The sequence below is a fragment of the Phenylobacterium sp. genome, from assembly GCF_044358365.1.
Lineage (GTDB): Bacteria > Pseudomonadota > Alphaproteobacteria > Caulobacterales > Caulobacteraceae > Phenylobacterium.
Genome location: NZ_JBIKNZ010000017.1, coordinates 1 through 24,470, shown reverse-complemented (window position 1 = coordinate 24,470; position 24,470 = coordinate 1). Strand labels below are relative to the sequence as shown.

Below are 24,470 nucleotides of genomic sequence, written 5' to 3'. Positions count from 1 at the left end.
CAAGACAGGTGGCACGGCGCCTGCTAGCTCGGGCGTTCGAGCGAGTCGCCTGGATCGCCAATGTTCCGACAGATGTACCAGTGGGTGATGCGGCTGGCCGCAACCCGACACGCGCCCACGGCCCTGGCCGTCATCTCGTTTGCCGAAAGCTCGTTCTTTCCAATCCCGCCGGACGCCCTGCTGGGACCCATGGTGCTGGCGCGCAGGGAGCGGGCCTATGTCTACGCCACCCTTTGCACTGTGGCGGCCGTCCTCAAACGCTTCGGCGCCGCCATGCTCGCCGAGTTTGAAAAGCGGATAACTTTCTACTCGATCATTCTGCTGGGCCTGCTGATCGCGCTAATCCTTGTTCTGAAGGTCTTCCTGTAGGCGACGCTTGAGCCCATATTCCGGCCAATGCTGAACCCCTTGCTAGAACGCTGGCGACTGTGCGCCGTCCTGATCGCCGCAGGCATGCTGGCGACCGCCCATGCCTTCGAGACTTTCGGGGGCCTGGCGCCATGCACGCTGTGCCTGCGGCAGAGGGAGGTCTATTGGGCCATCCTGACCTTCGGACTGATCGCCATGGTCGTCGTCCGGATGCCGGGCGGGCCACGATGGCGCGGGCTCACCTGCTGGGTGCTGGCTGCGCTTTTTGTCCTGAGTAGCGCGGTTGCAGCCTACCACGCCGGAGCGGAATGGAAGTTCTGGCCCGGCCCGCAGGCGTGCGCCTCTGGCGGCGGCGGGGTAAGTGCTGCGGATATGGCGGCTTTCCTGGACGGTGCGAAGGTCAAGGCTCCTGCCTGCGATGAGGCGCCCTGGGTGCTGGCCGGGCTTTCGATGGCCGGCTGGAACGCAGCCCTGTCCCTGGTGTTTGCCGGCTTGAGCATCGCTGCGGCTGTGCGGGAACGAGGCAAGCTATAATGGAAAAGCTGATCCCACCTCGCCCCGGGCGAGGCGCCCAGAGGGCGCGGCTGGCCGAAATCCTGCGCGTGGACCACGCCGGTGAACTGGCGGCCGTCCAGATCTATCGTGGTCAACGCGCTGTACTGGGAAGCGCAGCCGCGCAGAGCCGTATCGCCGGGCAGCTTGCCGAGATGGAAGCGCATGAAGCCGTGCATCTGGCGCGGTTTGATAGTCTGCTGACCGAGCACAGGGTTAGGCCGACAGCATTGGCCCCGCTCTGGCGACTGGCCGGCTTCGCTCTGGGCGCAGGCACAGCCTTGCTGGGTGAAAAGGCGGCTCACGCTTGCACAGAGGCGGTCGAGACCGTCATCGAGGCGCACTATGCGGGCCAGATCGACGAACTCGCCGAACGCGAGCCGGCCCTGGCCGCCGAGCTGTCGCAGTTCCGGAACGAGGAACTGGCTCATCGCGATCAGGCGGTGAATGAAGGCGCGCACGAGGCCCCGGGCTATGCCCTTCTCGCGGCGGTGATCCGCACCGGCTGTCTTACTGCGATCAGGATCAGCGAGAAAATCTGATCCTTCTGAATCGGGATCGGGACGACTCAAGAAATCTTCAGATAAGGAGTGGTCAGAACTCATAAGTTCTGCTTTTGTTCACTTCAGGGAGTCGCACCATGGCGGACGGAAGCAGGCAGCTTGTACAGAATATGGCCCATGGCGAGGCGCGCCTCGGCTGGGCCACACAGGCGCGGTCAAGCCTCTGGGCGCGGTGCGCCTGTGGTCGCGAGGCGGTGATCAACCCGCGCCCCTGGATCGCCCAGGGTTTGAGCCGCCAGACACTGCATGATCTGGAAGACCGCCTCCGCTGCCAGTGCGGCGCGCGGCGCGCAGATCTGGAAATCCGCGGTCTCGCCCGGGCGCCCCAAGGCGGCGCCGGGGGCATCCACATTTTCAGATAGCCGGGAATCAAAAACGCCCGGGCCGAGGGTCCGGGCGTTCCTGAAAAGCTTCATCCTGTATCAGGCGACGGCAAGGCTGCGCTGGCGGCGCAGCATCACGCCCAGGCCGGCAAAACCCATGATCATCATCGCCCAGGTCGCAGGCTCCGGCACGGCGATCACAAACGACTGATTGCCACTTGCGGCCGGATAGAAGGTCGGTGTGATGAGCGTGAAGCTGGACCCGATGGTCCCATAGTTGTTGTTCACGAAGAACGACTGGTAACTGGCGCCCGACAGATTGTCGATCAGACCGTCCAGGCTGGCGCCGGTCACGTCACGGCCAGATGAAACCTGCCAGATGGCGCCCTGCACGGCGGCCAGTCGGTCGTTCTTGATTCCGGCTGTCAGGCTGTTGTCCCTGGCCACGAAGGTTCCGTAGGTCGCAAGGGTACCAATCTTGGTAAGGTCAGCATTGGAATAGCCAGACGGGCCCGAGAAGTGGTTGGCCTGACCGCCAGGGTTCGAGTCGTACGTCAGCGCGTTGGCGTCGGTGTAGGTCTTGTCCGGCGAATAATCGCCCAGCGTGATGCTGTGATAGATGTCGACGCAGAAGGCGACGATGTCGAAGAACTTCGGGCCGTTCACGCCGTAGGATCCGTCGAAAAGGATCGGACCGGCGTAGACATTCCCGAGACCGGAGACGTTCAGAACCCGGTTGTTGGGCATGTCGCCACGATCGAGGATGTAGGTGGTGGCGGCGTTCGCCGGCAAAGCCGAGATCACAAAGGCTGCAGCCAGCGCGGGCAGTGCAAATCCAAACATCTTGCCAAAGCCGGTTCCGGTCGATTTTTCGTCGGTCTGAGTCATTTGAAGCCCTCGTACTGATATTCGCCAATGGAACTTCAAGAACCGCAACGGACCGGAGATTCGAAGAACCGTGTTTTATTTCATCGCCTTGTTAGCGTCACCGCAGGAAGTTGCAACTGGCTTCGCCTGAGCGGCGAGTACCCCAAACCAAGGGCGAGAGTTCGGGCTTTTCGTGCGCCATACAGGGCCATGCCATGATGCCATTTCTGTCGCGGAACAGCGCCAGAGACGCCCGGCAGTTTCCACACCGCCCACATCGGACCAGTAAATTGCGCTCGACGACGCCACGCTGGCAAGCGGTCGCGCGGACCCTATTCCCAGTCTGACCGGCCTCTTCGCCCGGGTTAGCCTGCCGGTCGGTTGACCCAGACGGGACGGCCTGTATCCCAAGCCTGCAGACTCAGTCTCCCGGAGATCGCGCCATGGCGGAAACAATGAAAACCCTGTCCGGGATCGCCTTCCTCAGGACGCCGAACTCCAGTTTCGAGGGCTTGCCGGGCTATCCCTATCCGCCGTCATTCGTGGAGATCGATGGCCTGCGCATGCACTACCTGGATGTGGGTCCGCGCGATGGCCCTGTCGCGCTGTTGATGCACGGCATGCCCACCTGGAGCTTCCTCAATCGGGGCATAATCGCCCGGCTGGTGGCGGACGGGTGGCGGTGCATAGCCGCCGATCACTTCGGGTTTGGCCGATCCGACAAGCCGGTGGACGACGCCTGGTACTCCATCGCACGCCACACAGCCGCTCATCGCACCCTGATCGAACATCTGGATCTTCAGGGCGTGACCCTGTTCTGCCAGGACTGGGGCGGCCCCACGGGTCTGGCTCAGGCGGCCGAAATGCCCGAGCGCTTCGAGCGTCTGGTGATCATGAACACCTGGCTACACCACGAGGGCTACGACTACTCGCCGGCCATTCATCGCTGGAACGCGGGCTGGCAGCCGGACGGCATGTTCGTGACCAACATTCCCGAGCGTCTGTCCGTGGGCTGGTTCATGATGGTTTCGCTGGGCCACATGACGGCCCGGGAAATGTTCGCCATTATCGAGGACGGCGTCTATCCCACCCTGACACCGGCAGGAGACGCCGCGCGGCGGGGCTATGACGCGCCCTTCGAGGACCTTGGACGCGCCGGCCACGCCGGACCGCGCCGCTTCCCGCTCAGCCTGCCCTTCACAAACCCGGAAGGCGGCAATGCTGCCGCGCAGCAGCGCCACTATGACGCACTTCTGACGTGGACCAAGCCGGTTCACTTCATCTGGGGCGGCGCCGACAACATCTTCACGGAGGCCTGGGGCCGCGAGTGGGCCGGCAGGTTCCCGCAGGCCACCTTCGATGTCCTGCTCGAGGCCGGTCACTTCCTTCAGGATACCCACGGGGACGCCATCGCCGACCTGTTTTTCGCAAGGATGGCCAGTTGAGCCTGCTGCCGCCGTCCACAAATAGCGACGACCGCGGGGCTGATCTTCCTCGTCCTGTCACTCAGACCAGCGCGGGTCTAGAACCCGGCGCCGGGCAAGGTGCGGATGTTCAGTTGACCCGCCAACCCGGCTTTACGGTGGTGCTCGATGGCATGCATCTCCGGCGACATGGCCATGGCCCGGAAGGCGGCCAGCGATGGGTACTCGGCCAGGGCCACCATGTCCCACAGCTCTTCCACCTCGCCCAGTAGCAAGCCGGTCACCTCGCCAGAGTAACGCACCTTGCCCCCCAGGCCCTCGACCAGTTTGCGGACCTCCTCACCATAGCGCGCATAGGCGTCCGCGCCGCTGAGGTCGGGCTCGGAGCCATCGGCATACTCGGCCTTTGGCTTGAACTTCAGCAGATTGACCATCACGAACGGGCCATCCTCCGGACCGCCGAAGAAAGCCATCGCCTGCTGTGGCGACGGCATTACCTGGTTTGTCACATTCATGATCTTGTCCTCAGCTACGGCGGATAAGGGCGTCAAGGATCTCGACGATGTCGTTGGGGCAGTCTTCCTGCAGGAAGTGGCCGCCGCTCAGGGTCACGTGCGGCTGGCCCTTCGCGCCGGGGATCCGGGCCTGGATCGGAAGATCGCCGCCCTTGCTGACCGGATCATTGTCGCTGAAGGCGGTGACCACCGGCTTGTCGAAGCGTTCCAGCACCGTCCAGGCGGCGATGTTTTCCGCCACCGAGCCATGCTCCGGCGTCATCGGCACCAGTGTCGGGAACTGTCGGGCGCCCTCCTTGAACGTTTCGTCGGGGAATGGCGCGTCATAGGCCGCCACCTCCGAGGCCGAGAGATTGCGCGTGGTCCCGCCGTTCACGATCATGCCTATCGGCATGATCGGAACATTCTGGCTGAAGTCCAGCCAGGCCTTGAAGGCGTCAGACATGCCGGTTCCAACCGGCATGCCGGTGTTGGCGATGACCAGTCCAGCAAACCGCTCCGGAAACGCCGCCACCAGCCGCAACCCGATCAGGCCGCCCCAATCCTGGCAGAACAGGCGCAGATCCTTGAGATCCAGGGCGGTCAGCCATTGGCTCATCCAGGCCACGTGGCGTTCATAGGTGTAGTCTGTGCGGCTGGCCGGTTTGTCTGATCGCCCGAAGCCGATCAGATCGGGCGCTATGACCCTATGCCCACGGGCGACAAGTCCCGAGATTACGTGGCGATATAGGTAAGCCCACGACGGCTCGCCGTGCATCAGCAACACCGGGGCGCCGTCTCGCGGGCCCTCGTCCACATAGTGCAGGCGCATCTGCGTACCGTCAGCGTCCGTCAGGGTGTGGTACTGCGGCGCGAAGGGCCATTCGGCCAATCCCTCGAAGCGGGAGTCGGGCGTTCTGAGAACCTGCATTTGGGAATCCCTCGATCACGGATATAATGACACGGATAATGTCACTATATGGATGGGTCAAGGCTTGAGCGAACCCCTCGACAGCTGGTCTCCGACAGGCGAGATGAGGTCATGAACCCTGCGACGCAACAGGACCCTGCAGACTCCGTCGACGGCCGCCGCCAACGCGGCCAGGACAACAGGGCGCGGATCGTGGCGGCCATGATGGACATCGTCCGCGAGGGTCAGATTGCACCCAGCGCCGAGCAGGTCGCCGCCCGTGCCGACGTCGGCCTGCGCACCGTTTTCCGCCACTTCCAGGACATGGACAGCCTCTATCGGGAGATGTCTCTGGTCATTCAAACCCAGGTAAGCGCGATCAGTGAGCGTCCATTGCCTGAGACAGGTTGGCCGGAGCGACTTCTCGAACTGGTCCGTCGCCGCGCCATGGCCTTCGAGACCATCGGTCCCTTCCGGCGCGCCGCCGACGCCTTCCGCCACCGCTCCCGGTTTCTGGGCGCGGATGCGGACCGGCTGGCGACCGAACTGCGCGCCAAGCTGGAACAGGTCCTGCCGCAGGAGGTCGCGGCCGACCCGCTGAAGGTCGAGACCCTGGATCTCCTGATGAGCTTCGAAGCCTGGTCGCGCCTGCGCCGCGAACAGGGTCTTTCCGTGGAGCAGGCCCAGAGAGTGGTCGAAACCCTGGTGCGGCGCGTTATCGGCGACGCCGGCGTCTAGGCCTCCAGCTCGATGTCCCAGTAGAGGTAGTCCAGCCAGCTCTCGTGCAGGTGATGCGGCGGGAAGCGGCGACCGCGGTTCTGCAGTTCGTGGGCGGTGGGGCGGCGGGGCTTCTGGCGGGGGTGCATCTGCGCCTGCGCCGGCATGCGGCCGCCTTTGGTCAGGTTGCAGCGCGCGCAGGCCGTGACGATGTTCTCCCACGTGGTCCGGCCCCCTCGGGATCGCGGGATAACGTGGTCGAAGGTCAGGTCATCGGTCGACGGGCAGTACTGGCAGGTGAAGCCGTCGCGCAGGAAGAGGTTGAACCGGGTGAACGCCGGGGGCCGATCCTGGGTCACGTACTGCTTGAGAGACACTACGCTCGGCAGCTTCATGGCGAAGGAGGGCGAGTGGATCATCTGGTCATAGGTGGAAACCACATCGACCCGGTCCAGGAACACCGCCTTGATCACATCCTGCCAGGGCCAGAGTGAAAGCGGATAGTAGCTGAGCGGCCGGAAGTCGGCGTTGAGCACCAGACAGGGCCAGCCCGTCGGCGCGTGGCTAACCACCTGCATGGCGGCGCCCGCTGCGGTGGAAAGACCTGATGATGGGGTTCAACGTGGACCTGAAGACGAACACCCTCTGGAGAAGATCGGACGATTTCAGAAACTATAGGCTCGATTCGGAGACAACTCTACGACGACACGAGCCTGAGATCGGGCCTGTGGCCTCGCCCGGGACGGCGTCCGGACGAGGCTCCAGCCGCGTTGCAAGTTCAGACACCGAGGCCGGCGGTGGCGCCAGCGATGGTCAGGGTCAGAGCCAGGACGGCGAAGGAAACGCTCAGGTCGAGAATGTGGTTCAAGAGCTTGATCATGGCAGGTCTCCGTTCAGGTTCGGGCCCGGTTGATCCGAGCCCCTCGTCCATCTGGACAGCGATTAGATAGCACCATCTGAACACTGCACAGATAACTGATTTTGCCGATCCGATATGCGTTTCTGCACATCAACGTTTCAGCGAGGAACGAAAAAGGGGGCCACGCGGGCCCCCTTCTCACGGGTATCAACGCCGGTCCAAAGGACCATCAGGCGCTCAGCGTCGCCGTGCCGAAGGCCGCAATCAGGCCGAGGGACAGGAGGAACACCGGAACCGCGCGATCAACGAGCCGTTCGAACTTTTCAAGAGACATGACACACACCTTTTCAGTTTCATGGACCCCCATCGATTTGGGGGTGTTTCTTATTTGAACAGCGCTCAGATAAGAACCCATCTGAGCGGCGTCAAGATCTGTGTACAGCGGGCTCATATGAATTTATGGTAATGTCATGAGCGAAGCCAAAAGCGTCGGACCACGCCCTTATCATCACGGCGATCTCACGCGCGCCCTCGTGGACGCCGCCCGCCGCCTGCTGGAATCCGAAGGTCCCAGCGCGCTGTCCTTGCGCGCCGTGGCGCGTGAAGCCGGGGTGAGTCCGGCAGCGCCCTATCACCACTTCAAGGACAAGGCCGAACTGCTGGACGCCATCGCCAACGAAGGCTGGGACATTCTGGGAACCCAGATGGCCGCCGCCAAGGCCGCCACCACCGGGATGCAGCAATTGACCGCGCTGGGCATCGCCTACGTCTGTTTCGCCCGCGACAACCCCGCGCTCTATCGCGTCATGTACGACGCTGCTCGCGACAAGGACGAGATGCCCGAGGACATACAGTCCAACAAGGACAGCGCCTATTGCATGGTGCGCGACACCATGATCGAGAACGGCGCCGACCCCGAGCAGGACCGACACCTGGAGCTCGCCGGCGTAGCAGCCTGGTGCGGCGCGCACGGCCTGGCCGAAATGGCGAGCTTCAAACAGTTCGACCACCTGAAGACCGAGCTCGGCGGCGAGCGGCCGTTCTTCGAGGCGGTGCTCAGCCATATGGGCCTGTTCCCCAAACCGCACCTGGACTGCTAACTGGGCGGGTGTTCGTCACCCGCTTCGCCCCCTCGCCCACCGGCTATCTGCATCGCGGCCACGCGTTCTCGGCGCTGACGGCGCATCGGGCTGCCCAGGCCGCAGGCGGTCGGTTCCTGCTCCGCATCGAGGATATTGACGCGACGCGATGTCGGCCCGCGTTCGAGGCGGCGATCTGCGAAGACCTGACCTGGCTGGGCCTTAGCTGGGAGACCCCGATCAGACGTCAGTCCGAGCATATGGCGGACTACCAATCTGCGCTCACTCGCCTCGAGGCCGATGGACTGCTCTATCGCTGCTTCCGCACCCGGAAAGAGATCGTCCAGGCGATGACATCTGCGCCCCACGGCGCTGTGGACGCCTTTCGCAGCGCGCCCCTGCCCGCCCGCGAGGAGGCCCGGCGAATGGCCGCCGGTGAACCCTTTGCCTGGAGACTTTCCCTGGACACGGCAAGGCAGCGCCTGGGCGGATGGCAAGGCCTGACTTTTTCAGACTCTGGCCAGACTTTCACCGCCAACCCTGAACCAGGCGGCGACATCGTTCTGGCCCGCAAGGATGTGGGGGTGGCCTACCACCTGGCCGTGGTGGTGGACGACGCCCTGCAGGGGATCACACACGTTATCCGGGGAGCCGACCTGGCCGAGGCCGCCCACGTTCAACGCCTGCTGCAGGCGCTCCTCGATCTGCCGACACCCGCCTATCAGCATCACCCCCTGTTGCTGGATGCCGAAGGTCGCAGGCTGGCCAAGCGAACCGGCGCAGAAAGCCTGCGCGCTTTGCGCGAACGCGGTATGAGCGCGGCAGAGCTTAAGGGGGAACTAGGCTTTGACTGAGACGACGGCGGAACCGGCAGCGCGCATGGACTGGCGCGCCGTGGGTGTGCTGCTGTTCGGCGCCTGTGTGATCGGACTATCGCCGATCTTCGTTCGACTTACGGAAGCCGGGCCGGCGGCGGCGGGATTCTGGAGACTGGCTCTGGCGCTTCCCCTGCTCGCACTCCTGACGGTCCGCAATACAGGCGGCATCGGGCGCCCCCCGGTCATGGCGCTCTGGGCGGGGCTGTTCTTCGCCCTGGACCTCGGCTTCTGGCACTACGCCATCCACTATACGTCGGTGACCAACGCCACCGTCCTGTCGAACCTGACGCCGATCGTCGTCACCGCCTTTGCCTGGATCTTTCTGAAGCAGCGACCCACGGGCCTGTTCCTGCTGGCAGTGGCTGCGGCCACCGGCGGCGCCTGGGTCATGGCCTTCGAAAAGGGCAGCGGGGCTCTGGTCAACCAGCCCCTGGGCGACGGGCTGTCGGTGCTGACCGCCCTTTGGTACGCATTCTACTTTCTGTGCATGGCGCAGGGCCGAAAGACCCACGGCGCCAGCCAGCTGATGTTCTGGGTGAGCATCGTTGGCGCCCCCCTGTTGTTGGTCGCAGCCCTGCTCGCCGGCGAACCGATACTGCCTTCCAGCGCCCTCGGCTGGGCCGCGTTGGCAGGGTTGGGCCTGATGCATGTGGGCGGACAGGGTTCCATCGCCTGGGCAATGGGGCGGCTGCCGACATCGACCGCCTCGGTGGTGGTGCTGGTTCAGCCGGTCGTGGCGGCTTCACTGGGGTGGGTGCTGTTCGCCGAGGCCATCGGGCCATTGCAGGCGACCGGCGCCATGGTCACGCTGTTGGCCGTTATCCTGGCGCAATGGGCGTCTCGCCCGAAGGCGGAACAAGGCCCCAGGCCCGACGCGCCGCCTCCACCCGAACCAGCTTTGCGCTGAACGCCGACCAATCATCCGCCTCGGCTATGGGCGCCCAGATCGCCTCGATCTCGTCAATCAACAACGCCTCAGGCTCGGGGCCGGAAAAGTAGGGATCCGCCAGCCGTTCCGGGCGCAGAGGGGCATGTGCGGCCAGACACTGGCGGAACGTGAGGAACGGCTGGGTGGCGTAGAGCCCGCCTCTGGGCCCGGCCAGGGCGCGATCTTCGCCAGCGCAGAACCAGTCGAAAAAGAAGGGTTCCCACCTCAGCGACGGACCGCCCTCCGCCATCGCCTGAAAGGCGGACTGAACCAGTATGGCGTCGGCGTCATCTCCCTCGGACCCTACGCCCAACCGCGACAGCATGGCGTCCATGAGTGCGCGCCGATAGGCCGGTCCAAAGCCGTTCAAGGCATCGACCAGGGCGTCGCTGTTGCTCACCAGTGAGAAACACCCGGCCAGTTGCTGCAGGTTCCAGAACACCGCTTCCGGCTGACGACCGAAGCTGTAGAGCCCCTGATGATCGAAATAGGCGGCCGTGAAGTTGGGATCGGAGTGCGGCAGAAATCGATAGGGGCCGTAGTCAAAACTCTCGCCCGTCAGGTTCATGTTGTCGGTATTGAGCACGCCGTGGACGAACCCCGCCGCCATCCAGCCGGCAGTCATGCGCGCTGCCCGTCCAGCCACCGCCTGCAGCAAGGCTGAGGGGCGGTCGTTCGCGCCATCAAGGTCGGGATAGTAGTTCGCGATCACGTGGTCGATCAGGGCGCCAACCCGTTCGGCGCTGTCGAAGTAGGCATGGCGCTGGAAACTGCCAAAACGGATGTGGCTGTGCGAGAGGCGAACCAGCACCGCGGCGCGGGTGGGGCTGGGTTCATCGCCCCGCTCCAGCGCCTCTCCAGTCTCGATCAGCGAGAACGACCGCGATGTGGGAACGCCCAGCGCTTCCAGCATCGCCGTGGCCAGCACCTCGCGCACCCCGCCCTTCAAGGTCAGCCGGCCGTCGCCGGACCGCGACCAGGGCGTCTGGCCTGATCCCTTCGTTCCGAGGTCGAGCAGCCGACCGGAACCGGCCTCCCGCATTTGGGCGAAGAGGAACCCGCGCCCGTCGCCCAGGTCTGGGTTGTAGGACCGGAACTGGTGGCCATGATAACGTTGGGCCAGCGGCGGATCGATGTTGCCAGGCAGGGGCTGAAACCGGCCGAAGTGGGCGGTCCACTCGGCGTCGCTCAGGGCGTCGAGGCCGACACTTGCCGCCGCCCGATCGTTGCGAAACCGCAGGATCGTCTGCGGGAAGTCCGCTGCAGCCACGGGATCGCCGTACTCCGGGCCGAGGGCCGGGAACTGTGGGTCAGGTCGATAGGCGGTTGAAGCAGGCATCCTCGCACCTAGCCGTCGGCGTAGCCTGAGGGCAAGCGTGGGAAGCCGACGCAGGCGCCCGGGCCATTCCGATTAGCCCCGGATCAACCGATTCTGACGCCCATGCCGCCGTCCACCGGCAGGATCGCCCCCGTGATGAAGCGCGCATCGTCCGAAGCCAGAAACAGGGCGGCATGGGCGATGTCCCAGGCGGTTCCCATCTTGCCGCCCAGCGGCACACGGGCGTCGCGTTCGGCCCGGACCTCGGCCTGGCTGCGGCCGCTGGCCCCGGCGATCCCCGCCACCGCCATCGGCGTATCGATCAGGCCAGGCTGGACCGCGTTGCACCGGATTCCGTATCGCGCCTGCGAGATGGCCACGCTGGCGGTCAGCCGGTTAACCCCTGCCTTGGAGATCTCGTAGGCAAGCTGGATGCCCCCGGCCTGCGCCGCCAGCGACGAGATATTGACGATCGCTCCGGCCTTCTGCTCGCGCATGACACCCAGCGCCGCCTTGGTGACCAGCCACATCCCCTTGAGATTGACAGCAAGGATGCGATCGAAGGCCGCCTCCTCAACGCGATGAACCGGCCCGTCCCCACCGCCGATGCCCACATTGTTGACCAGAATGTCGATTCGCCCGAGACGCCCCATGGCCTGGGTCACGATCTCTGCGACCTCCCTGGAGCGGGTGACGTCGGCCTGTAGTGCGCTGGCCTCGCCGCCGGCCTCAAGGATCATGGCGGCGGTCTCCTCGGCCCGCTCCGCGATCCGGTCAACGCACAGCACCCGCGCACCCTCGGCGGCGAACAGCAGGGCGATGGCGCGCCCGTTGCCAATCGTCTCGCCCGGCGATTGGCCTGCGCCAACGATGACCGCCGTCTTGCCTTCGAGGCGGCCCGCCATCTCAGTAGCCCTTGAGCTCTGGATCAAGGACCTGTCCGGCGTCCAGCTGCACGCCGAAGGTGTTGAGCATCATGGAGACCTGGGTGTACTGGCCCGTGGTGAAGACCAGGTCCATGCACTGCTTCTCGGTGTAGTGCTGCTTGAGAAGGTTCCAGGTGCTGTCGCTGATGAAGTGATCCGTGTGGAGTTCATCGGTCGCCCGGATCAGCACGGCGTCTGCCTGGCTCCAGCCGGCGTCGGCGCCGCGCTTGATGGCCTCGATCTCTGCGGCGGTCAGGCCCGAGTCCAGGCCGATCCGGGTGTGCTGGGTGAACTCGTAGCCTGACTTGCAGAGGTATCCGACGCGCAGGATGACGATCTCCCGTTCCCGCGCCGGCAGGTCGTTGCGCCGGGACAGCACATAACCGCCCCACTGGTTGAACCGGCTCAGGGCCTTGGGCGCATGGGCCAGGGTGCGAAAGATGTTGAGCACCCCCAGCTTGCCGTTGCGAACCGGCTGCAGGGCCTCGGCCTGCTCGGACGATAGATCTTCATCGCGCAAGGGTGCGACGCGTGGCGCGGTCAGTCTCATTTGGGTTTCCTCACCTGTATTTCTTGGCCCCACCTTAAGGTGGGCGCGGGCCGGCGCCACCGGAATTCGTTTCGGCCCGGATTCAGACTTGCGGCATCGTGCGGGTTGGCGTCCGATACGGTCCTGACACGGGCCAGGAAAACGCCATGATCACCTTTCGACTGAACGGACGGAATGTCACCGTGGGAGGCCCGGACGATGCGCCGCTGCTGTGGGCCATCCGTGATGACGCGGGCCTGACCGGCACCAAGTTCGGCTGCGGCATCGGCCAGTGCGGCGCCTGCACCGTGCATGTGAACGGCGAGGCGGTGCGCTCATGCCTCACCCCCGTATCGTCTGTCGCCGGACAGTCCGTGACGACTATCGAAGGCCTCGGCGGCGAGCATGTCCTGCAGAAGGCCTGGATCGAGACCCAGGCGCCCCAGTGCGGCTACTGCCAGTCGGGCCAGATCATGCAGGCCGCCGCCCTGCTGAAGTCCAAACCGAAGCCGACCGACGCCGATATTGACGCCGCCATGGCCGGAAACCTTTGCCGCTGCATGGCCTATGTGCGGATCAAGAAGGCGATCAAGCTGGCCGCTGGAGTGAAGGCATGAGCGTCTCCCTCGACAACGGCCCCGGGGCCGACCTCGCGCCCTCGCGTCGCGGCTTCCTGATCACGGTGACCGCCGCCGGCGCCATGTTCAGCGCCACCGCACCGGCACACGCCGCCGACAGCTTTGCACCCACCATCTGGTACGACATCGACAGGGCGGGGACGATCACGGTCCACATTATCCGCGCCGAGATGGGCCAGCACGTGGGCACCGCCATCGCCCGTATCGTCGCCGACGAGCTGGAAGCCGACTGGTCGAAGGTCAGGATTGACCACGTGGACTCCGATCCCAAATGGGGCCTGATGGCCACCGGCGGCAGCTGGTCGATCTGGCAGAGCTATCCGCTCTACAGCCAGGCCGCCGCAGCGGGCCGCATCGCCCTGATCGAAGCCGGGGCCCGGCTGCTGGGTGTGCCCGCCTCCGCCTGCGTCGCCCGCAACAGCGCCGTGGTCGCCGGCAAGGCCTCGGTATCCTACGGCGACATCATCGTCAGAGGCGATCTCAGCCGGAAGTTCACCGAAGCCGAACTCGCCAAACTCCCGATCAAGACCCCCGCCCAGCGAAAACTGATCGGCAAGCCGGCGCCGGCGCGGGACATCCCTGACAAGACCAATGGCAAGGGCGTCTACGGCCTCGATGCCAAGGTCCCTGGCATGGTCTATGCGCGCCCGAAACTGCCGCCGACGCGCTATGGCTCCACGGTGGCGTCGATCGACGAAAGCGCCGCAAAGGCGGTGCCGGGCTACATCCGCGCCATCGCCCTGGATGACCCCTCCGGAACCGTCCCGGGCTGGGTGATGGTCTATGCCGACAGTTTCGCGGCCGCTGATCGCGCCACCGAGGCGCTGAAGGTGACCTGGACATCTCCGGACGCCATCAAGGTGTCGGAAGCCGACCTCCAGGCCCGCGCCCGCGCCCTGGTGGCTGACAAGACCAAAGGCAGTCTGGCCGTCGAGGATCCCGGCGTCGACGCAGCCTTCAAGGCCGCGACATCAACCCTGGAGCAGACCTACACCACCGCCACCGCCCTGCACTTCCAGCTGGAGCCGGTCAATGCGCTGGCCTTCGAGAAGGACGGGAAGTTCGAGGTCCACACCGGCAACCAGTGGCAATCCCTGGTTCTGCCCTGGCTGGCCCAGGCGCTGGGGCGCAAGGAGGACACCATTGTCCTGCGCACCTATCTGCTGGGTGGCGGTTTCGGACGGCGGCTGAATGGCGACTATGCGGTCGGCGCGGCCCTCGCCTCCAAGGCGATCGGCGGCAAGCCGGTGAAGATGGTCATGACCCGGGCCGACGACAGTCGCTTCGACAGCCCCCGCTCCGCCTCGGTCCAGACCGTGAAGATGGCCTTCGGCGAGGCCGGCCGCGTCACCGCCATGGAGCACGTGGCCTGCGCGGGATGGCCAACGGAGGCTATGGCCCCCTTCTTCATGCCCAAGGGCGCCAATGGCGTCGCCTACGACCCCTTTGCGATCAGTGGCGCGAACCACTGGTATAACGTCGGCGCTCACAGGGTGCGGGCGGTCGGCAACGACCTGGCCAACCAGACCTTCCGGCCGGGCTGGCTGCGGTCCGTCGGCCCCGGCTGGACCAACTGGGCGCTTGAGAGCTTCATGGACGAGGCGGCGGCCAGGGCTGGCGTTGATCCGCTGGCCTTCCGCCTCAAGCTGCTGGACGCCACCGGCCGAAACGCGGGCTCCGCCCCCAATTCCGTCGGCGGCGCCAAGCGACAGGCGGCAGTCCTGAACCGGCTGGCCGCCAAGGCCGGCTGGGGCAAGCCGCTGCCGAAGAACACCGGGCTCGGTATCGCCACCAGCTTCGGCCAGGAACGCGACATGCCTACCTGGACGGCCTGCGCCGCCCGGGTGAACGTCAACCCGGCGACGGGCGCCGTGAAAGTCGAGAAGCTGACCCTGGTCGCCGACGCCGGGATCATCGTCAGCCCCGACGGCGCCCTGGCCCAGATGGAGGGCGCGGCGCTCTGGGGACTGAGTCTCGCCCTGTTCGAAGGCACCGCGTTCGAGAACGGTCAGGTCAAGGACCTCAACCTCGACAGCTATTCCCCGCTGCGGATGGGCGACGTGCCCGACATGGACATCGAGTTCATCGCCAGCGACGAGGCGCCTGTCGGCCTGGGCGAACCGGCGACCACAGTCGTCGGACCCGCCATCGGCAACGCCATCTTCCGCGCGGTCGGCGCCCGGGTCCGCGACCTTCCGATCCGCGCCGAGGCGGTGAAGGCGGCCATGAAGGGGTGAGGGACCGCGACGGGTTATGGATGCGCAGCCGCTCTATCGTATTCGAGAGGTTGATGAAACGGATGCTGCCCAGATCAATACGTGGCGCGCACTGCCGCATGTAAGGCGCTGGTGGGGTGATCCAACTCTGGAGCCGATTTCAGAAACGCTCAGGGATCCCCGGCTCGCCCTGTGGATCGTCGAGCTTGCCGAACAGCCCCTGGCATTCATCCAGGACTACGCCGTCCACGATTGGTCGCCGCATCACTTCGACTACCTCCCAATGGGCGCCCGCGGGATGGATGTTTACGTCGGTGACCCTTCCCTGCTTGGCCTCGGTCACGGATCGCGCCTTCTGCGGCAACATGTAGACCAGCTCTTCCGGAGCGGCGTGCCGGCGGTTGGCATCGACCCTCATCCGGACAACTCGCCGGCGCGACGGGCGTTTGAGAAGGCGGGCTTTGTCCTGACCGGCGGTCCCGTCGTAAGCCGGTGGAACCGGGCGATGTTGATGGAACGACACGCCGCGCTTCCAGCGGTCGGCGACCAGTAGCTGACAATTGACCGAATCGAGTGTTAAAGTTATACTTCCATATAACAGTGGAGATGTATCATGCACACCACCAATCTGCGGAAAGTCGGTGGCTCCGTGATGCTGGCCGTTCCACCGGCGTTGCTCGATCTGCTCAATCTGAAAGCCGGCGCCTCTGTCGGGATGGCCGTCGATGGAGGGCGCTTGGTGGTCGAGGCGTCGCCGCGACCGCGCTACACGCTTGAGGAACTACTGGCCGCCTCCGATTATTCCGAACCCGGATCGGCCGAAGATCAGGCTTGGATCGATGGGCCGAGCATAGGCAAAGAACTTCTGTGAAGCGCGGCGACATCTACATGGTGTCGCTCAATCCGACCGCAGGTCGTGAGCAACAGGGCCACCGACCGGTCTTGATAGTTTCGCCGACGGCATTCAATCTGGTGACAAAGGCTCCCGTGGTTCTACCTATCACAAGCGGCGGCGAATTCGCGCGCAGGATTGGCTTCTCCGTCCAGATTTCCGGCATCAAGACGACCGGTGTCGTGCGCTGCGATCAGCCGCGCGTCCTTGATATCACGGCTCGGGACGGGCGCAGGGTTGAGGTTCTCCCTGCAGATCAGCTGCAAGAAGTGCTGGCGAAGGTCGTCACTTTGTTCGAGGCTTAGCGTCATGTTCTGTTGCTAGAACGTCTGAGAGCCTCGCCCCGATCTACCCAGGAAACTCACCCATGAGCAAATCCAAGACCGCCCCCGTCGTCCTGATCACCGGCACCTCTACCGGCGTCGGCCAGCACACCGCCATCGCCTTCGCCAAGGCCGGCTACCAGACCATCGCCACCATGCGCGACACGTCGAAGAAGGATGAACTGCTGGCGCTGGCCAAGGCCAGTGGCGTCAAGGTCAAGGTCGAGCGGCTGGACGTCCAGAAGAAGAAATCCATCGAGAGCTGCGTCGCCAAGGTCCTGAAGAAGTATGGCGGCATCGACGTGCTGGTGAACAACGCCGGCGCCGGTTTCCTTGGCGGACTGGAGCAGACCAGCGACAAGGATCTGGAACGGACCATGGAGATCAACTTCTTCGGGGTCTGGCGGATGACCAAGGCGGTCTTCCCCCACATGCGCGAACGCGGATCTGGCCGCATCATCACGGTGACCAGCGTGGGCGGCCTGATCGGTCAGCCCTTCAACGACGCCTACTGCGCGGCCAAGTTCGCTGTCGAAGGCATGATGGAAGCCATGGCGCCGCTGGCCAAGCTGCTGGGCGTCCAGGTCAGTCTCATCGAGCCCGGCCCCATCAATACCGAGTTCGTCAACAGCACCCGGGCGTCCAGCGATCTGGCCGCCTTCACCGCGCCCTATGACGCCATCGTCGCCAAGTACATGGGCGCCACCGGCAATGTCTTCGCCACCTACGGCCAGACCGGCGCCGACATCGGCGACGTCATCCTCAACGCCGCGACCACGCCGGAACCCGATTTCCGCTACATCACATCGGATTTCGCCCGCCAGATCGTGGCGCCCAAGGTGGTCGACCCCAGCGGCAACAACGTGGTCGAGGCCTTCGCCGCGCGGTTGGCGTAGGGGCATCCGAGGCGGCGACCATGTCCTCCAGGCCCACAATTTGTGCGCAACCCGGACAGGCCAGGACTGCCGATCATCAACGTCGGTGATCGCCGCACGTGCGCCCGCGATGGCGGAGGCATGGGTCGAGCCCGGCTACATGCTCGACCAAGGCTGTGCGGACTGGGCTGCGGCAACGCGCGGCCCCAGGGCCACCACTGCGCCGGGCGCCCAGACCTGCCATGGCTTCACCGTACCAATACCCCCGGACCGATCAGCCGCCATTCTTTCGAATCCAGCGGCCGAACAGGTCGGGCTAGGCCGCGCCGGAGCTGTCCTTCGGCAAGCCGAGACCGAATCCGTGTCCGCCGGTCGCCACCAGATGCGCCTCCACCGGGCGCTTCACAGCCTGACAGGCGGCGATCCAGTCCAGACTATGCTGCATCGGCACCAGCGGATCGTCGAAGGCGTGTACCAGGAAAGAGGGTGGCGCATCAGCGGTCACGCGGCGCACCGGCGAGCGGGCCTCGAGGATCGGGTCCGGCAGGCCCGGCATCAACATCCCCGACAACCGTCGATCTCCCGATGGGGAGATCAGGCTGGTGACGGGATAGACCAGCCCGGCAAAGGCAGGTTTCGCCGAAAGCTGGTCGGCGGCGTCGATCGGCGCATAGAGGTTGTCGGCGTGGGACACCACCAGATCACTGGCCAGATGGCCGCCTGCTGAAAACCCGAGAACGCCCAGCCGCGCTGGATCGATCCGGAACTCGGTCGCCCTGGCTCGGATGAACCGCATGGCGCGCTGGGCGTCCTGGATGGCCACCAGATGCGGCGTTCCCCAACCTTCCCGCGGCAGCCGGTAGACCAGCACGAATACAGTTGTCCCCAGGGCGTTGAAGTGCTGGGCCACAGCCAGGCCCTCATTCTGGACCGAGACGAAACCATAGCCGCCCCCCGGAATGGACATCAGCGATGAGCCGTCCGGAACCGCAGGTCTGAAAACGTGCAGTTCGGCATAGGCCACGCCGCGGATCCAGAGCTGGGGTCGCCCGGAACGCCCGTTCATGGTCGGATTGGGCGTCGGCAGGGTGGCCAGCGCGCCGGGCTGCTTGCCCGGCCAGATCCGGTAGACCTCCCGCGCAGGCCAGGCGGGAGCGTCTGGATTACCTGCCGCCGGGCTCGACGGCGGCGGTAGCGAAGGCGTCTGAGCCACCGCCTGGGCGGCGACCAATCCGCCCGTCAGGCCGGCCGCTAGCATCGCTCTACGATCCATCTTCATCGCGACCACTCCATCATCCGACCCTCAGGTACAGGTCTATGTGCCATGCGTCATTCTGGCCTTCGCAGGCGGAGCGGGCTTTCGGGCCTCCGCCAGCAGAAAGGCCCGCAGATCCTCGGCGCTGGCCTCATCGAAGAAGCGACGGAACGGCGCCATGCCGTGCGGTTTCTTGGCCCCGTCCAGCACGATGGCCTTGAAACCCACCGGGTCCAGGATCACCGGCGAACGCGTCAGCACCGGCAGATAGCCGCCGGCATTGTGGCAAGTCCCGCAGAATTGCGCGCTGAGAGCCTGGCCCCTGGCCACGCTGCCTTTCGACGGTGTGGCGGCGGCGAGATCCAGCGGCGGCTGGGCCACTGGCTCCGGGAACGGCTTGGGCGTCACCTTGCCGTCCAGCTTGAACACCAGCAGGCGGCCCTTGCGACGCGGCTCCTCGCCGCCCATCCCGCCGGCCCCGCCGAAGCCCACCATCAGCGCCACATATTGCTGGCCGTCGATGGCATAGGTCGAGGCTGCCGCGATGGCGCCCGCGCCCACGTCATACTTCCAGAGCGCCTTGCCGGTGGCGGCGTCGAACGCCAGGCTTCCCGCACGAAGCGACCCCCAGGGCGATGCACAGCACCGCCGCCCACTGCAGCATCCGAGTCATTCGACGTTTCCCCCGTCTTTTGCCGCACTGTTGCAGAGGATCTGCCGGCGCACGAGTCCCGGCGCAAGGCGGTGTCGGAAAATCTGCACCGCCGGCGTTGGCCGTCCGGATGGCCCATTGTCGATGTGTTGACGTTTGTATGTACAAATGCCATGGAAATCCCTCGATACATGAAGTTGCCGATGGCTTTGAATGGGATGAGGGCAACCGCGAGAAGTGTGTTCGCCACGGTGTTTCGATCGCTGAGATCGAGGCGGTATTCGCCAACCAGCCCGGTGTGGCGCCGGACCTCAAACACGCCGACGTCGAGGCCAGGTTTATAGCCGTCGGGCGCGGCCTTACCGACCGTCCCGTCTTCGTCGCCTTCACATTTCGAACTGTGTCCGGCGTGCGTCGGATTCGACCGATCAGCGCCCGATACATGCACGACAAGGAGCTAGCCCGATATGTCCCGCCGCGTCCCTGAACTCCGCACCGACGCCGAGGCCGAAGCCTTCCTGGATCAGGACCTCTCCGATCTCGACTTCGACCAGTTCAAGCCCACCCGGTTTGAATTCGAGCCGAAGGGCGCCCGCGTAAACATGCGTCTGCCCCAGTCGCTTCTGCAGACCGTCAAGCAGCGCGCCGCCGCGCAGGGTGTGCCCTATCAGCGCTATATCCGCGAGGCGCTGGAATTGGCGGTCGGCCGGAAGCGGTAGCTCCCAACGAAAAAGGGGCCGCCCGAGGGCGGCCCCTTCAACTCGTAGAGGCCTGAGCCCCTACTCCGCCGCAGGCTTCGGCGCGTAGCCGAGGATAGCCTTGGTTTCCAGGAACTCGTGGAAGCCGAAGTCGCCCCATTCGCGGCCGTTGCCGCTCATCTTGTAGCCGCCGAAGGGGGCCATCATGTCGCCGCCGCCGCCGTTGATCGAGACCTGACCGGCGCGCAGCTTCGAGGCCACCTTGCGGGCAGCGTCGAGGTCGGCGGCCTGAACATAGGCGGCCAGGCCGTACTCGGTGTCGTTGCCGACCTCGATGGCCTGATCGACCGTGTCGTAGCCCAGGATCGAGAGCACCGGGCCAAAGATCTCTTCCTTGGCGATGGTCATGTCATTGGTGACATTGGCGAACACGGTGGGCTGGACATAGTAGCCCTTGTCCAGACCTTCCGGACGGCCCACGCCGCCGATGACAAGGGTCGCGCCCTCGTCGATGCCGGCCTGGATCAGCTTCTGGATCTTGTCGAACTGCACGCGGGAGACCACGGGTCCCAACTGGCTGTTGCCGTTGGGGTCGCCGACGGTGACGGTTTCCGCCGTCGCCCTGGCCACCGCAATCGCCTCATCCATCCGGCCCGCCGGCACCAGCATCCGGGTCGGTGCGTTACAGGACTGGCCAGAGTTGGTCATCATGGTGGCCACGCCACGGCCCACGCCCTTGGCGAAGGCATCGTCGTCGAGGACGATGTTCGGGCTCTTGCCGCCCAGTTCCTGGGCTACGCGCTTGACGGTCGCGGCGGCGTTCTTGGCCACCTCGATGCCGGCGCGGGTGGAGCCGGTGAACGACACCATGTCGACGTCCGGGTGGCTGGACATGGGCACGCCCACGCCGATGCCGTCACCGTGGATCATGTTGAACACGCCGGCCGGCACGCCCGCCGCATGCATGATCTCGGCGAAGATCTGACCCGAGAACGGCGCCACTTCCGACGGCTTCAGGACCATCGTGCAACCTGTCGCGATGGCAGGCGCCACCTTGCAGACGATCTGGTTCAGCGGCCAGTTCCAGGGGGTTATGAAGCTACAGACGCCGATCGGTTCTTTCACGATCATCGTCGGCCCGCGATCTTCCTCGAACTTGAAGGTCTTGAGGATCTCGACGGCGGTGGCCAGGTGGCCCATGCCGATCGGCACCTGGGCGCGCTGGGCCAGCGAGGCCGGGGCGCCCATTTCCTCGGTGACCGCCGTGGCCAGATCGCCGAAGCGCTTCTGGTACTCGGCCAGGATGCGGCCCAGAACTTCCAGGCGCTCTTCGCGGCTGGTCTGGCTCCAGGTGGCGAACGCCTTGCGGGCGGCCTTGACCGCCTTGTCGACGTCGGCGGCGGAACCAACCGCGATCTTGCCGCAGACTTCCTCGGTGGCCGGATTCTCGACGTCGAGCGTCTTCATCTCGACCGGCTCGACCCACTTACCATCGATGTAAAACTTCAGGTACTCGCGCATGACGTCCTCCGGGCTCTGTTCGTTGTTCGCGGATGGAGCGCTCAGCCCCGATCTTCAAACATCCGTTTTACAATGATCAGCGATCAGGTTGGAAGCCCTGATGCGCGGCTCAGGTGTGTATCTTGAACGCGGCCTGCAACAGAGGCGCGACAGCGGCCTTGCCCGCAGGCGCAGGCGTCGCTAAAGCCGGACGCTCAAATGACCGAACGGAGATCCCATGAGCGGCTTGTTCATGATCGGCGCCTTTCTCGCGGTAATGCTCGCCCTGAACTTTATCGATTTCGGTCGCCTCGACTAATCGGAGCGACCTGATGGCCAGCCGCGGCGCAGCACTGGTGACGGGCGGCGCGCGGCGGATCGGCCGCGCTCTGGTAGCCACGGCCGCTGAGGCCGGCTACGACGTCGCCATTCACGTCCGCACCATGGACGATGAAGCCGAAAGCGCCGCCGGTGAAGTCCGCGCCCATGGCCGCAAGGCCACCATCCTCACCTGTGACCTTCGCAAGGAGAGCGAAAGCGTCGCCCTGATCGGTCAGGCCGAGGCCGAACTGGGACCGGTCACCCTGTTGATCAACAGCGCCAGCGTCTTCGAGAACGACGCCTTCGCCGACATGAACCGGCACTCCTGGGACCTCCACATGGAGACCAACCTGCGCGCGCCGCTGGTGCTGGCGCAGGTCTTTGCCCGTCGCCTGCCGGCAGACCGCGAGGGCCTGATCGTCAATCTGCTGGACCAGCGGGTGCTGCGCCCGGCGCCGGACTTCTTCTCCTACTCGCTCAGCAAATCGGCCCTGTGGGACGCGACCCGCATGCTGGCCCAGGCGCTGGCGCCCCGCATCCGTGTCAACGCCATCGGCCCCGGTCCCGTGCTGGCCTCGATCCATCAGGACGCCGCCGCCTTCGAGGCCGAGGCGCGATCGACGCTCCTGCAACGGCCGGCGCCGCCCGCCCAGATAGCGGCGGCATTGCGCTATCTGATCGACGCCACGGCGGTGACCGGCCAGATGATCGCTGTCGATTCCGGCCAGCACCTGGCATGAGCGGGACCACCCTCATCAGCTCGAAGGTGTTCGTCACCGGCCTGAAGGTCCAGGCCGAGATCGGCGTCTACAGGCATGAGATCGGCCGCGTACAGCCCCTCGTCCTGGAGGTGGAGCTGGACGTGCCCACGGACGGATCCGACCGCCTGGCCGACACCCTGAACTACGAGGTCATCCTCAAGGCAGCGAAGACGGTGGCGACCAGCGGCCATATCGATCTGGTGGAAACCTATGCTCACCGCCTGGCCCATCTGTGCCTGGCCGACCCCAGGGTCAGCCGCGCCCGGGTCCGTGTCGAGAAGCCCCTGGCCCTGGCCCCCGATGCCGTAGGCGCCGGCGTGGAGATCATCGTCGGGCGCTGAGATTGCGCCGGACCAATCATGACCCCACTTTAATTGGCGTAGTCCGGGGATCCGTAACATCATGTGGATCAAGGGGTGAAAGGATACGCCAGTGACCGAGATCTATTCGACCGAGACGCGCATTGAAGACAAGACCATGCCGGCGGTCTGCTACGCGCTCTACCTGCTGGCCTTCGCCACCGGGATCACGGTCGTCATCGGGTTGGTTATTGCCTACACCCAGCGATCATCGGCGACGCCTGGCATGAAATCCCATTTCACCTACCTGATCCGCACCTTCTGGGGCGGCCTGATGATGATGATCGTCGGCGGCGTGATCTTTGGCGTCGGCGCTCTGCTCAGCATCATTCTGATCGGTTTCCCGATCATGGGGCTGGCCTGGCTGATCCTGACGTTCGCCACCATCTGGTACGCCGTGCGCTGTATCGTCGGGTTGGTCTACCTCAGCCGGGGCGAGGCGCACCCCCGCCCCTATGCGCTGCTTGCCTAGAGCACGACAGCTTGAAGTGGATAGCGGTTCAAGCGCCCGTCGTGCTCTAAACATTTGATAACGAGCCTGTTTATCCGGTTCAGATGATTCCATCTGAACCGGACAGGCTCCAGGGTTCAGGCCCCCACCAGCTCGCGCCGCACCAGCCGGGCGTAGTCATCCATCAGTCCCAGCGAAATGGCGTCCGGCCTGAAGCTGTACTCGCCGATCTGGGCCACCGGCGTCACCTCGGCCGCTGTGCCCACCACGAAGCATTCGGTGAAGCCGGCCAGCTCCTCCGGGCGAATGTGGCGCTCCACGACCGTCAGGCCTTTTTCCCGGGCCAGCCGGATCACGGTTTGCCGGGTGATGCCGTTCAGGAAACAGTCGGGCGTCGGCGTGTGGATCACGCCATCCTGGATGAAGAAGACGTTGGAGCCGGTGCTCTCCGCCACATAGCCGCGGTAGTCGAGCATCATGGCGTCGGTGTACCCGTCCTTTTCGGCAGCGTGCTTGGAGATGGTGCAGATCATGTACAGGCCGGTGGCCTTGGCGTGGACCGGCTCGGTTTCCGGCGACGGGCGCTTGTACTTGGCCCAACACATGCGAATGCCCTTGGCCCGCTCCGCAGGCGAGAAATAGGACGGCCAGTCCCAGACCGCGATAGCCACGTGGATCTTCGTATCCTGGGCGGAAACGCCGATCATCTCCGAACCGCGCCAGGCGATAGGCCGGACGTAGGCGTCGGCGAGGCCGTTCTTCGCACACGTTTCCCGGCAAGCCTGATCGATCT

The 24,470-nt window shown here is 65.1% G+C and carries 30 protein-coding genes and 1 pseudogene; 20 read left to right on the top strand and 11 right to left on the bottom strand.

The genetic code is table 11. The features are described 5' to 3' along the window. Positions 1-60 precede the first annotated feature (60 nt). From ACIQ3B_RS06905 to ACIQ3B_RS06890, 4 genes and pseudogenes are all read left to right on the top strand, one after another. A pseudogene (locus ACIQ3B_RS06905) lies at positions 61-255 on the top strand (YqaA family protein); the annotation flags it as partial. Between the two features lie 141 nt (positions 256-396). Then, the gene (locus ACIQ3B_RS06900; RefSeq protein WP_397400955.1) at positions 397-903 is read left to right on the top strand and encodes a disulfide bond formation protein B; all 507 of its coding nucleotides are present in this window, start codon (positions 397-399) and stop codon (positions 901-903) included. Further along, positions 903-1,463 carry a demethoxyubiquinone hydroxylase family protein gene (locus ACIQ3B_RS06895; protein WP_397400953.1) on the top strand — a complete coding sequence of 187 codons (561 nt, stop codon included), beginning with the start codon at positions 903-905 and terminating at the stop codon, positions 1,461-1,463. The genes ACIQ3B_RS06900 and ACIQ3B_RS06895 overlap by 1 nt, the downstream gene beginning before the upstream one ends. Positions 1,464-1,561: 98 nt before the next feature. Then, a complete protein-coding gene (locus tag ACIQ3B_RS06890; RefSeq protein ID WP_397400951.1) occupies positions 1,562-1,846 on the top strand; it encodes a hypothetical protein in 285 nt (94 codons plus the stop codon). A 60-nt stretch (positions 1,847-1,906) separates the two neighbouring features. Here the strand turns inward: ACIQ3B_RS06890 and ACIQ3B_RS06885 are convergent, their stop codons facing one another. Next, entirely contained in the window at positions 1,907-2,695 is a 789-nt protein-coding gene (locus ACIQ3B_RS06885) for a PEPxxWA-CTERM sorting domain-containing protein (protein WP_397400949.1), read from the bottom strand. 422 nt (positions 2,696-3,117) lie between these two features. Between ACIQ3B_RS06885 and ACIQ3B_RS06880 the strand changes: the two genes are divergently transcribed. Further along, positions 3,118-4,119 (top strand): alpha/beta fold hydrolase, encoded by a 1,002-nt coding sequence (locus ACIQ3B_RS06880; protein ID WP_397400946.1) that lies wholly within the window; start codon positions 3,118-3,120, stop codon positions 4,117-4,119. Between the two features lie 77 nt (positions 4,120-4,196). Here ACIQ3B_RS06880 and ACIQ3B_RS06875 read toward each other — a convergent pair whose 3' ends face one another. Both ACIQ3B_RS06875 and ACIQ3B_RS06870 read right to left on the bottom strand, forming a co-directional pair. Then, positions 4,197-4,613, bottom strand: coding sequence for a DUF1330 domain-containing protein (locus ACIQ3B_RS06875; protein WP_397400944.1), 417 nt, complete (start codon positions 4,611-4,613; stop codon positions 4,197-4,199). Positions 4,614-4,623: 10 nt separating this feature from the next. Continuing rightward, complete coding sequence (locus ACIQ3B_RS06870) at positions 4,624-5,523, bottom strand: haloalkane dehalogenase (protein ID WP_397400942.1); 900 nt, start codon at positions 5,521-5,523, stop codon at positions 4,624-4,626. A gap of 111 nt (positions 5,524-5,634) precedes the next feature. Here ACIQ3B_RS06870 and ACIQ3B_RS06865 point away from each other — a divergent pair, with 111 nt between their 5' ends. Continuing rightward, positions 5,635-6,240 (top strand): TetR/AcrR family transcriptional regulator, encoded by a 606-nt coding sequence (locus tag ACIQ3B_RS06865; protein WP_397400940.1) that lies wholly within the window; start codon positions 5,635-5,637, stop codon positions 6,238-6,240. On the opposite strand, the gene ACIQ3B_RS06860 is transcribed toward ACIQ3B_RS06865, so the two are convergent. Further along, a complete protein-coding gene (locus ACIQ3B_RS06860; protein WP_397400938.1) occupies positions 6,237-6,797 on the bottom strand; it encodes an HNH endonuclease in 561 nt (186 codons plus the stop codon). The genes ACIQ3B_RS06865 and ACIQ3B_RS06860 overlap by 4 nt on opposite strands. Before the next feature lie 751 nt (positions 6,798-7,548). Here ACIQ3B_RS06860 and ACIQ3B_RS06855 point away from each other — a divergent pair. Genes ACIQ3B_RS06855 through ACIQ3B_RS06845 form a run of 3 tightly spaced genes read left to right on the top strand, consistent with a single transcriptional unit; the run spans position 7,549 to position 9,942 of the window. After that, the gene (locus ACIQ3B_RS06855) at positions 7,549-8,178 is read left to right on the top strand and encodes a TetR/AcrR family transcriptional regulator (RefSeq protein WP_397400937.1); all 630 of its coding nucleotides are present in this window, start codon (positions 7,549-7,551) and stop codon (positions 8,176-8,178) included. An 8-nt stretch (positions 8,179-8,186) separates the two neighbouring features. Next, entirely contained in the window at positions 8,187-9,011 is an 825-nt protein-coding gene (gene gluQRS / locus ACIQ3B_RS06850) for a tRNA glutamyl-Q(34) synthetase GluQRS (RefSeq protein ID WP_397400935.1), read from the top strand. Beyond that, the gene (locus ACIQ3B_RS06845; RefSeq protein ID WP_397400933.1) at positions 9,004-9,942 is read left to right on the top strand and encodes a DMT family transporter; all 939 of its coding nucleotides are present in this window, start codon (positions 9,004-9,006) and stop codon (positions 9,940-9,942) included. The genes gluQRS and ACIQ3B_RS06845 overlap by 8 nt, the downstream gene beginning before the upstream one ends. On the opposite strand, the gene ACIQ3B_RS06840 is transcribed toward ACIQ3B_RS06845, so the two are convergent. From ACIQ3B_RS06840 to ACIQ3B_RS06830, 3 genes are all read right to left on the bottom strand, one after another. Next, positions 9,854-11,302, bottom strand: a complete 1,449-nt coding sequence (locus ACIQ3B_RS06840) for a protein adenylyltransferase SelO (protein WP_397400931.1) — start codon at positions 11,300-11,302, stop codon at positions 9,854-9,856. The genes ACIQ3B_RS06845 and ACIQ3B_RS06840 overlap by 89 nt on opposite strands. Positions 11,303-11,385: 83 nt before the next feature. Continuing rightward, the gene (locus ACIQ3B_RS06835; RefSeq protein WP_397400929.1) at positions 11,386-12,186 is read right to left on the bottom strand and encodes an SDR family NAD(P)-dependent oxidoreductase; all 801 of its coding nucleotides are present in this window, start codon (positions 12,184-12,186) and stop codon (positions 11,386-11,388) included. Position 12,187: 1 nt separating this feature from the next. Then, complete coding sequence (locus ACIQ3B_RS06830; RefSeq protein ID WP_397400927.1) at positions 12,188-12,757, bottom strand: carboxymuconolactone decarboxylase family protein; 570 nt, start codon at positions 12,755-12,757, stop codon at positions 12,188-12,190. A gap of 146 nt (positions 12,758-12,903) precedes the next feature. Between ACIQ3B_RS06830 and ACIQ3B_RS06825 the strand changes: the two genes are divergently transcribed. The 6 genes from ACIQ3B_RS06825 (at position 12,904) to ACIQ3B_RS06800 (ending at position 17,701) form a co-directional block, all read left to right on the top strand. Further along, positions 12,904-13,353 (top strand): (2Fe-2S)-binding protein, encoded by a 450-nt coding sequence (locus ACIQ3B_RS06825; protein WP_397400925.1) that lies wholly within the window; start codon positions 12,904-12,906, stop codon positions 13,351-13,353. Further along, a complete protein-coding gene (locus tag ACIQ3B_RS06820) occupies positions 13,350-15,611 on the top strand; it encodes a molybdopterin cofactor-binding domain-containing protein (RefSeq protein WP_397400923.1) in 2,262 nt (753 codons plus the stop codon). Before ACIQ3B_RS06825 ends, ACIQ3B_RS06820 begins: the two co-directional genes overlap by 4 nt. Before the next feature lie 16 nt (positions 15,612-15,627). Beyond that, on the top strand, positions 15,628-16,143 hold the full coding sequence (locus ACIQ3B_RS06815) for a GNAT family N-acetyltransferase (protein ID WP_397400921.1): 516 nt from the start codon (positions 15,628-15,630) through the stop codon (positions 16,141-16,143). Positions 16,144-16,203: 60 nt separating this feature from the next. Continuing rightward, positions 16,204-16,461: an antitoxin gene (locus ACIQ3B_RS06810; protein WP_397400919.1), complete on the top strand. Its 258-nt coding sequence runs from the start codon at positions 16,204-16,206 to the stop codon at positions 16,459-16,461. Next, positions 16,458-16,787, top strand: coding sequence for a type II toxin-antitoxin system PemK/MazF family toxin (locus ACIQ3B_RS06805; protein WP_397400917.1), 330 nt, complete (start codon positions 16,458-16,460; stop codon positions 16,785-16,787). The genes ACIQ3B_RS06810 and ACIQ3B_RS06805 overlap by 4 nt, the downstream gene beginning before the upstream one ends. 62 nt (positions 16,788-16,849) lie before the next feature. After that, complete coding sequence (locus ACIQ3B_RS06800) at positions 16,850-17,701, top strand: SDR family oxidoreductase (protein ID WP_397400915.1); 852 nt, start codon at positions 16,850-16,852, stop codon at positions 17,699-17,701. A 295-nt stretch (positions 17,702-17,996) separates the two neighbouring features. On the opposite strand, the gene ACIQ3B_RS06795 is transcribed toward ACIQ3B_RS06800, so the two are convergent. Together ACIQ3B_RS06795 and ACIQ3B_RS06790 are read right to left on the bottom strand one after the other, a co-directional pair. Continuing rightward, a complete protein-coding gene (locus ACIQ3B_RS06795; protein WP_397400913.1) occupies positions 17,997-18,959 on the bottom strand; it encodes an alpha/beta hydrolase in 963 nt (320 codons plus the stop codon). 36 nt (positions 18,960-18,995) lie between these two features. Beyond that, positions 18,996-19,496 carry a c-type cytochrome gene (locus tag ACIQ3B_RS06790; RefSeq protein WP_397400911.1) on the bottom strand — a complete coding sequence of 167 codons (501 nt, stop codon included), beginning with the start codon at positions 19,494-19,496 and terminating at the stop codon, positions 18,996-18,998. 251 nt (positions 19,497-19,747) lie between these two features. Here ACIQ3B_RS06790 and ACIQ3B_RS06785 point away from each other — a divergent pair, with 251 nt between their 5' ends. Further along, positions 19,748-20,074: a BrnT family toxin gene (locus ACIQ3B_RS06785; RefSeq protein ID WP_397400909.1), complete on the top strand. Its 327-nt coding sequence runs from the start codon at positions 19,748-19,750 to the stop codon at positions 20,072-20,074. After that, complete coding sequence (locus ACIQ3B_RS06780; RefSeq protein WP_397400907.1) at positions 20,055-20,306, top strand: CopG family antitoxin; 252 nt, start codon at positions 20,055-20,057, stop codon at positions 20,304-20,306. Before ACIQ3B_RS06785 ends, ACIQ3B_RS06780 begins: the two co-directional genes overlap by 20 nt. 60 nt (positions 20,307-20,366) lie before the next feature. Here ACIQ3B_RS06780 and ACIQ3B_RS06775 read toward each other — a convergent pair whose 3' ends face one another. Continuing rightward, a complete protein-coding gene (locus ACIQ3B_RS06775) occupies positions 20,367-21,806 on the bottom strand; it encodes an aldehyde dehydrogenase family protein (protein ID WP_397400905.1) in 1,440 nt (479 codons plus the stop codon). 311 nt (positions 21,807-22,117) lie between these two features. Here ACIQ3B_RS06775 and ACIQ3B_RS06770 point away from each other — a divergent pair, with 311 nt between their 5' ends. The 3 genes from ACIQ3B_RS06770 (at position 22,118) to ACIQ3B_RS06760 (ending at position 23,698) form a co-directional block, all read left to right on the top strand. Continuing rightward, a complete protein-coding gene (locus ACIQ3B_RS06770; protein WP_397400903.1) occupies positions 22,118-22,846 on the top strand; it encodes an SDR family oxidoreductase in 729 nt (242 codons plus the stop codon). Beyond that, positions 22,843-23,208 (top strand): dihydroneopterin aldolase, encoded by a 366-nt coding sequence (folB, locus tag ACIQ3B_RS06765; protein WP_397400901.1) that lies wholly within the window; start codon positions 22,843-22,845, stop codon positions 23,206-23,208. The genes ACIQ3B_RS06770 and folB overlap by 4 nt, the downstream gene beginning before the upstream one ends. 91 nt (positions 23,209-23,299) lie before the next feature. Continuing rightward, the gene (locus ACIQ3B_RS06760) at positions 23,300-23,698 is read left to right on the top strand and encodes a DUF4870 family protein (RefSeq protein WP_397400899.1); all 399 of its coding nucleotides are present in this window, start codon (positions 23,300-23,302) and stop codon (positions 23,696-23,698) included. A gap of 116 nt (positions 23,699-23,814) precedes the next feature. On the opposite strand, the gene ACIQ3B_RS06755 is transcribed toward ACIQ3B_RS06760, so the two are convergent. Continuing rightward, the coding region (locus ACIQ3B_RS06755) for an aminotransferase class IV (protein WP_397400896.1) at positions 23,815-24,470 on the bottom strand (656 nt) is incomplete at its 5' end.

Excerpts from the sequence above, each read along its gene's own strand:
- ACIQ3B_RS06900 (WP_397400955.1), top strand. The coding sequence starts at position 397 with ATGCTGAACCCCTTGCTAGAACGCTGGCGACTGTGCGCCGTCCTGATC.
- ACIQ3B_RS06895 (WP_397400953.1), top strand. The coding sequence starts at position 903 with ATGGAAAAGCTGATCCCACCTCGCCCCGGGCGAGGCGCCCAGAGGGCG.
- ACIQ3B_RS06890 (WP_397400951.1), top strand. The coding sequence starts at position 1,562 with ATGGCGGACGGAAGCAGGCAGCTTGTACAGAATATGGCCCATGGCGAG.
- ACIQ3B_RS06885 (WP_397400949.1), bottom strand. The coding sequence starts at position 2,695 with ATGACTCAGACCGACGAAAAATCGACCGGAACCGGCTTTGGCAAGATG.
- ACIQ3B_RS06880 (WP_397400946.1), top strand. The coding sequence starts at position 3,118 with ATGGCGGAAACAATGAAAACCCTGTCCGGGATCGCCTTCCTCAGGACG.
- ACIQ3B_RS06875 (WP_397400944.1), bottom strand. The coding sequence starts at position 4,613 with ATGAATGTGACAAACCAGGTAATGCCGTCGCCACAGCAGGCGATGGCT.
- ACIQ3B_RS06870 (WP_397400942.1), bottom strand. The coding sequence starts at position 5,523 with ATGCAGGTTCTCAGAACGCCCGACTCCCGCTTCGAGGGATTGGCCGAA.
- ACIQ3B_RS06865 (WP_397400940.1), top strand. The coding sequence starts at position 5,635 with ATGAACCCTGCGACGCAACAGGACCCTGCAGACTCCGTCGACGGCCGC.
- ACIQ3B_RS06860 (WP_397400938.1), bottom strand. The coding sequence starts at position 6,797 with ATGCAGGTGGTTAGCCACGCGCCGACGGGCTGGCCCTGTCTGGTGCTC.
- ACIQ3B_RS06855 (WP_397400937.1), top strand. The coding sequence starts at position 7,549 with ATGAGCGAAGCCAAAAGCGTCGGACCACGCCCTTATCATCACGGCGAT.
- ACIQ3B_RS06840 (WP_397400931.1), bottom strand. The coding sequence starts at position 11,302 with ATGCCTGCTTCAACCGCCTATCGACCTGACCCACAGTTCCCGGCCCTC.
- ACIQ3B_RS06835 (WP_397400929.1), bottom strand. The coding sequence starts at position 12,186 with ATGGCGGGCCGCCTCGAAGGCAAGACGGCGGTCATCGTTGGCGCAGGC.
- ACIQ3B_RS06830 (WP_397400927.1), bottom strand. The coding sequence starts at position 12,757 with ATGAGACTGACCGCGCCACGCGTCGCACCCTTGCGCGATGAAGATCTA.
- ACIQ3B_RS06825 (WP_397400925.1), top strand. The coding sequence starts at position 12,904 with ATGATCACCTTTCGACTGAACGGACGGAATGTCACCGTGGGAGGCCCG.
- ACIQ3B_RS06820 (WP_397400923.1), top strand. The coding sequence starts at position 13,350 with ATGAGCGTCTCCCTCGACAACGGCCCCGGGGCCGACCTCGCGCCCTCG.
- ACIQ3B_RS06815 (WP_397400921.1), top strand. The coding sequence starts at position 15,628 with ATGGATGCGCAGCCGCTCTATCGTATTCGAGAGGTTGATGAAACGGAT.
- ACIQ3B_RS06810 (WP_397400919.1), top strand. The coding sequence starts at position 16,204 with ATGCACACCACCAATCTGCGGAAAGTCGGTGGCTCCGTGATGCTGGCC.
- ACIQ3B_RS06800 (WP_397400915.1), top strand. The coding sequence starts at position 16,850 with ATGAGCAAATCCAAGACCGCCCCCGTCGTCCTGATCACCGGCACCTCT.
- ACIQ3B_RS06795 (WP_397400913.1), bottom strand. The coding sequence starts at position 18,959 with ATGAAGATGGATCGTAGAGCGATGCTAGCGGCCGGCCTGACGGGCGGA.
- ACIQ3B_RS06785 (WP_397400909.1), top strand. The coding sequence starts at position 19,748 with ATGTACAAATGCCATGGAAATCCCTCGATACATGAAGTTGCCGATGGC.
- ACIQ3B_RS06780 (WP_397400907.1), top strand. The coding sequence starts at position 20,055 with ATGTCCCGCCGCGTCCCTGAACTCCGCACCGACGCCGAGGCCGAAGCC.
- ACIQ3B_RS06775 (WP_397400905.1), bottom strand. The coding sequence starts at position 21,806 with ATGCGCGAGTACCTGAAGTTTTACATCGATGGTAAGTGGGTCGAGCCG.
- ACIQ3B_RS06770 (WP_397400903.1), top strand. The coding sequence starts at position 22,118 with ATGGCCAGCCGCGGCGCAGCACTGGTGACGGGCGGCGCGCGGCGGATC.
- folB (WP_397400901.1), top strand. The coding sequence starts at position 22,843 with ATGAGCGGGACCACCCTCATCAGCTCGAAGGTGTTCGTCACCGGCCTG.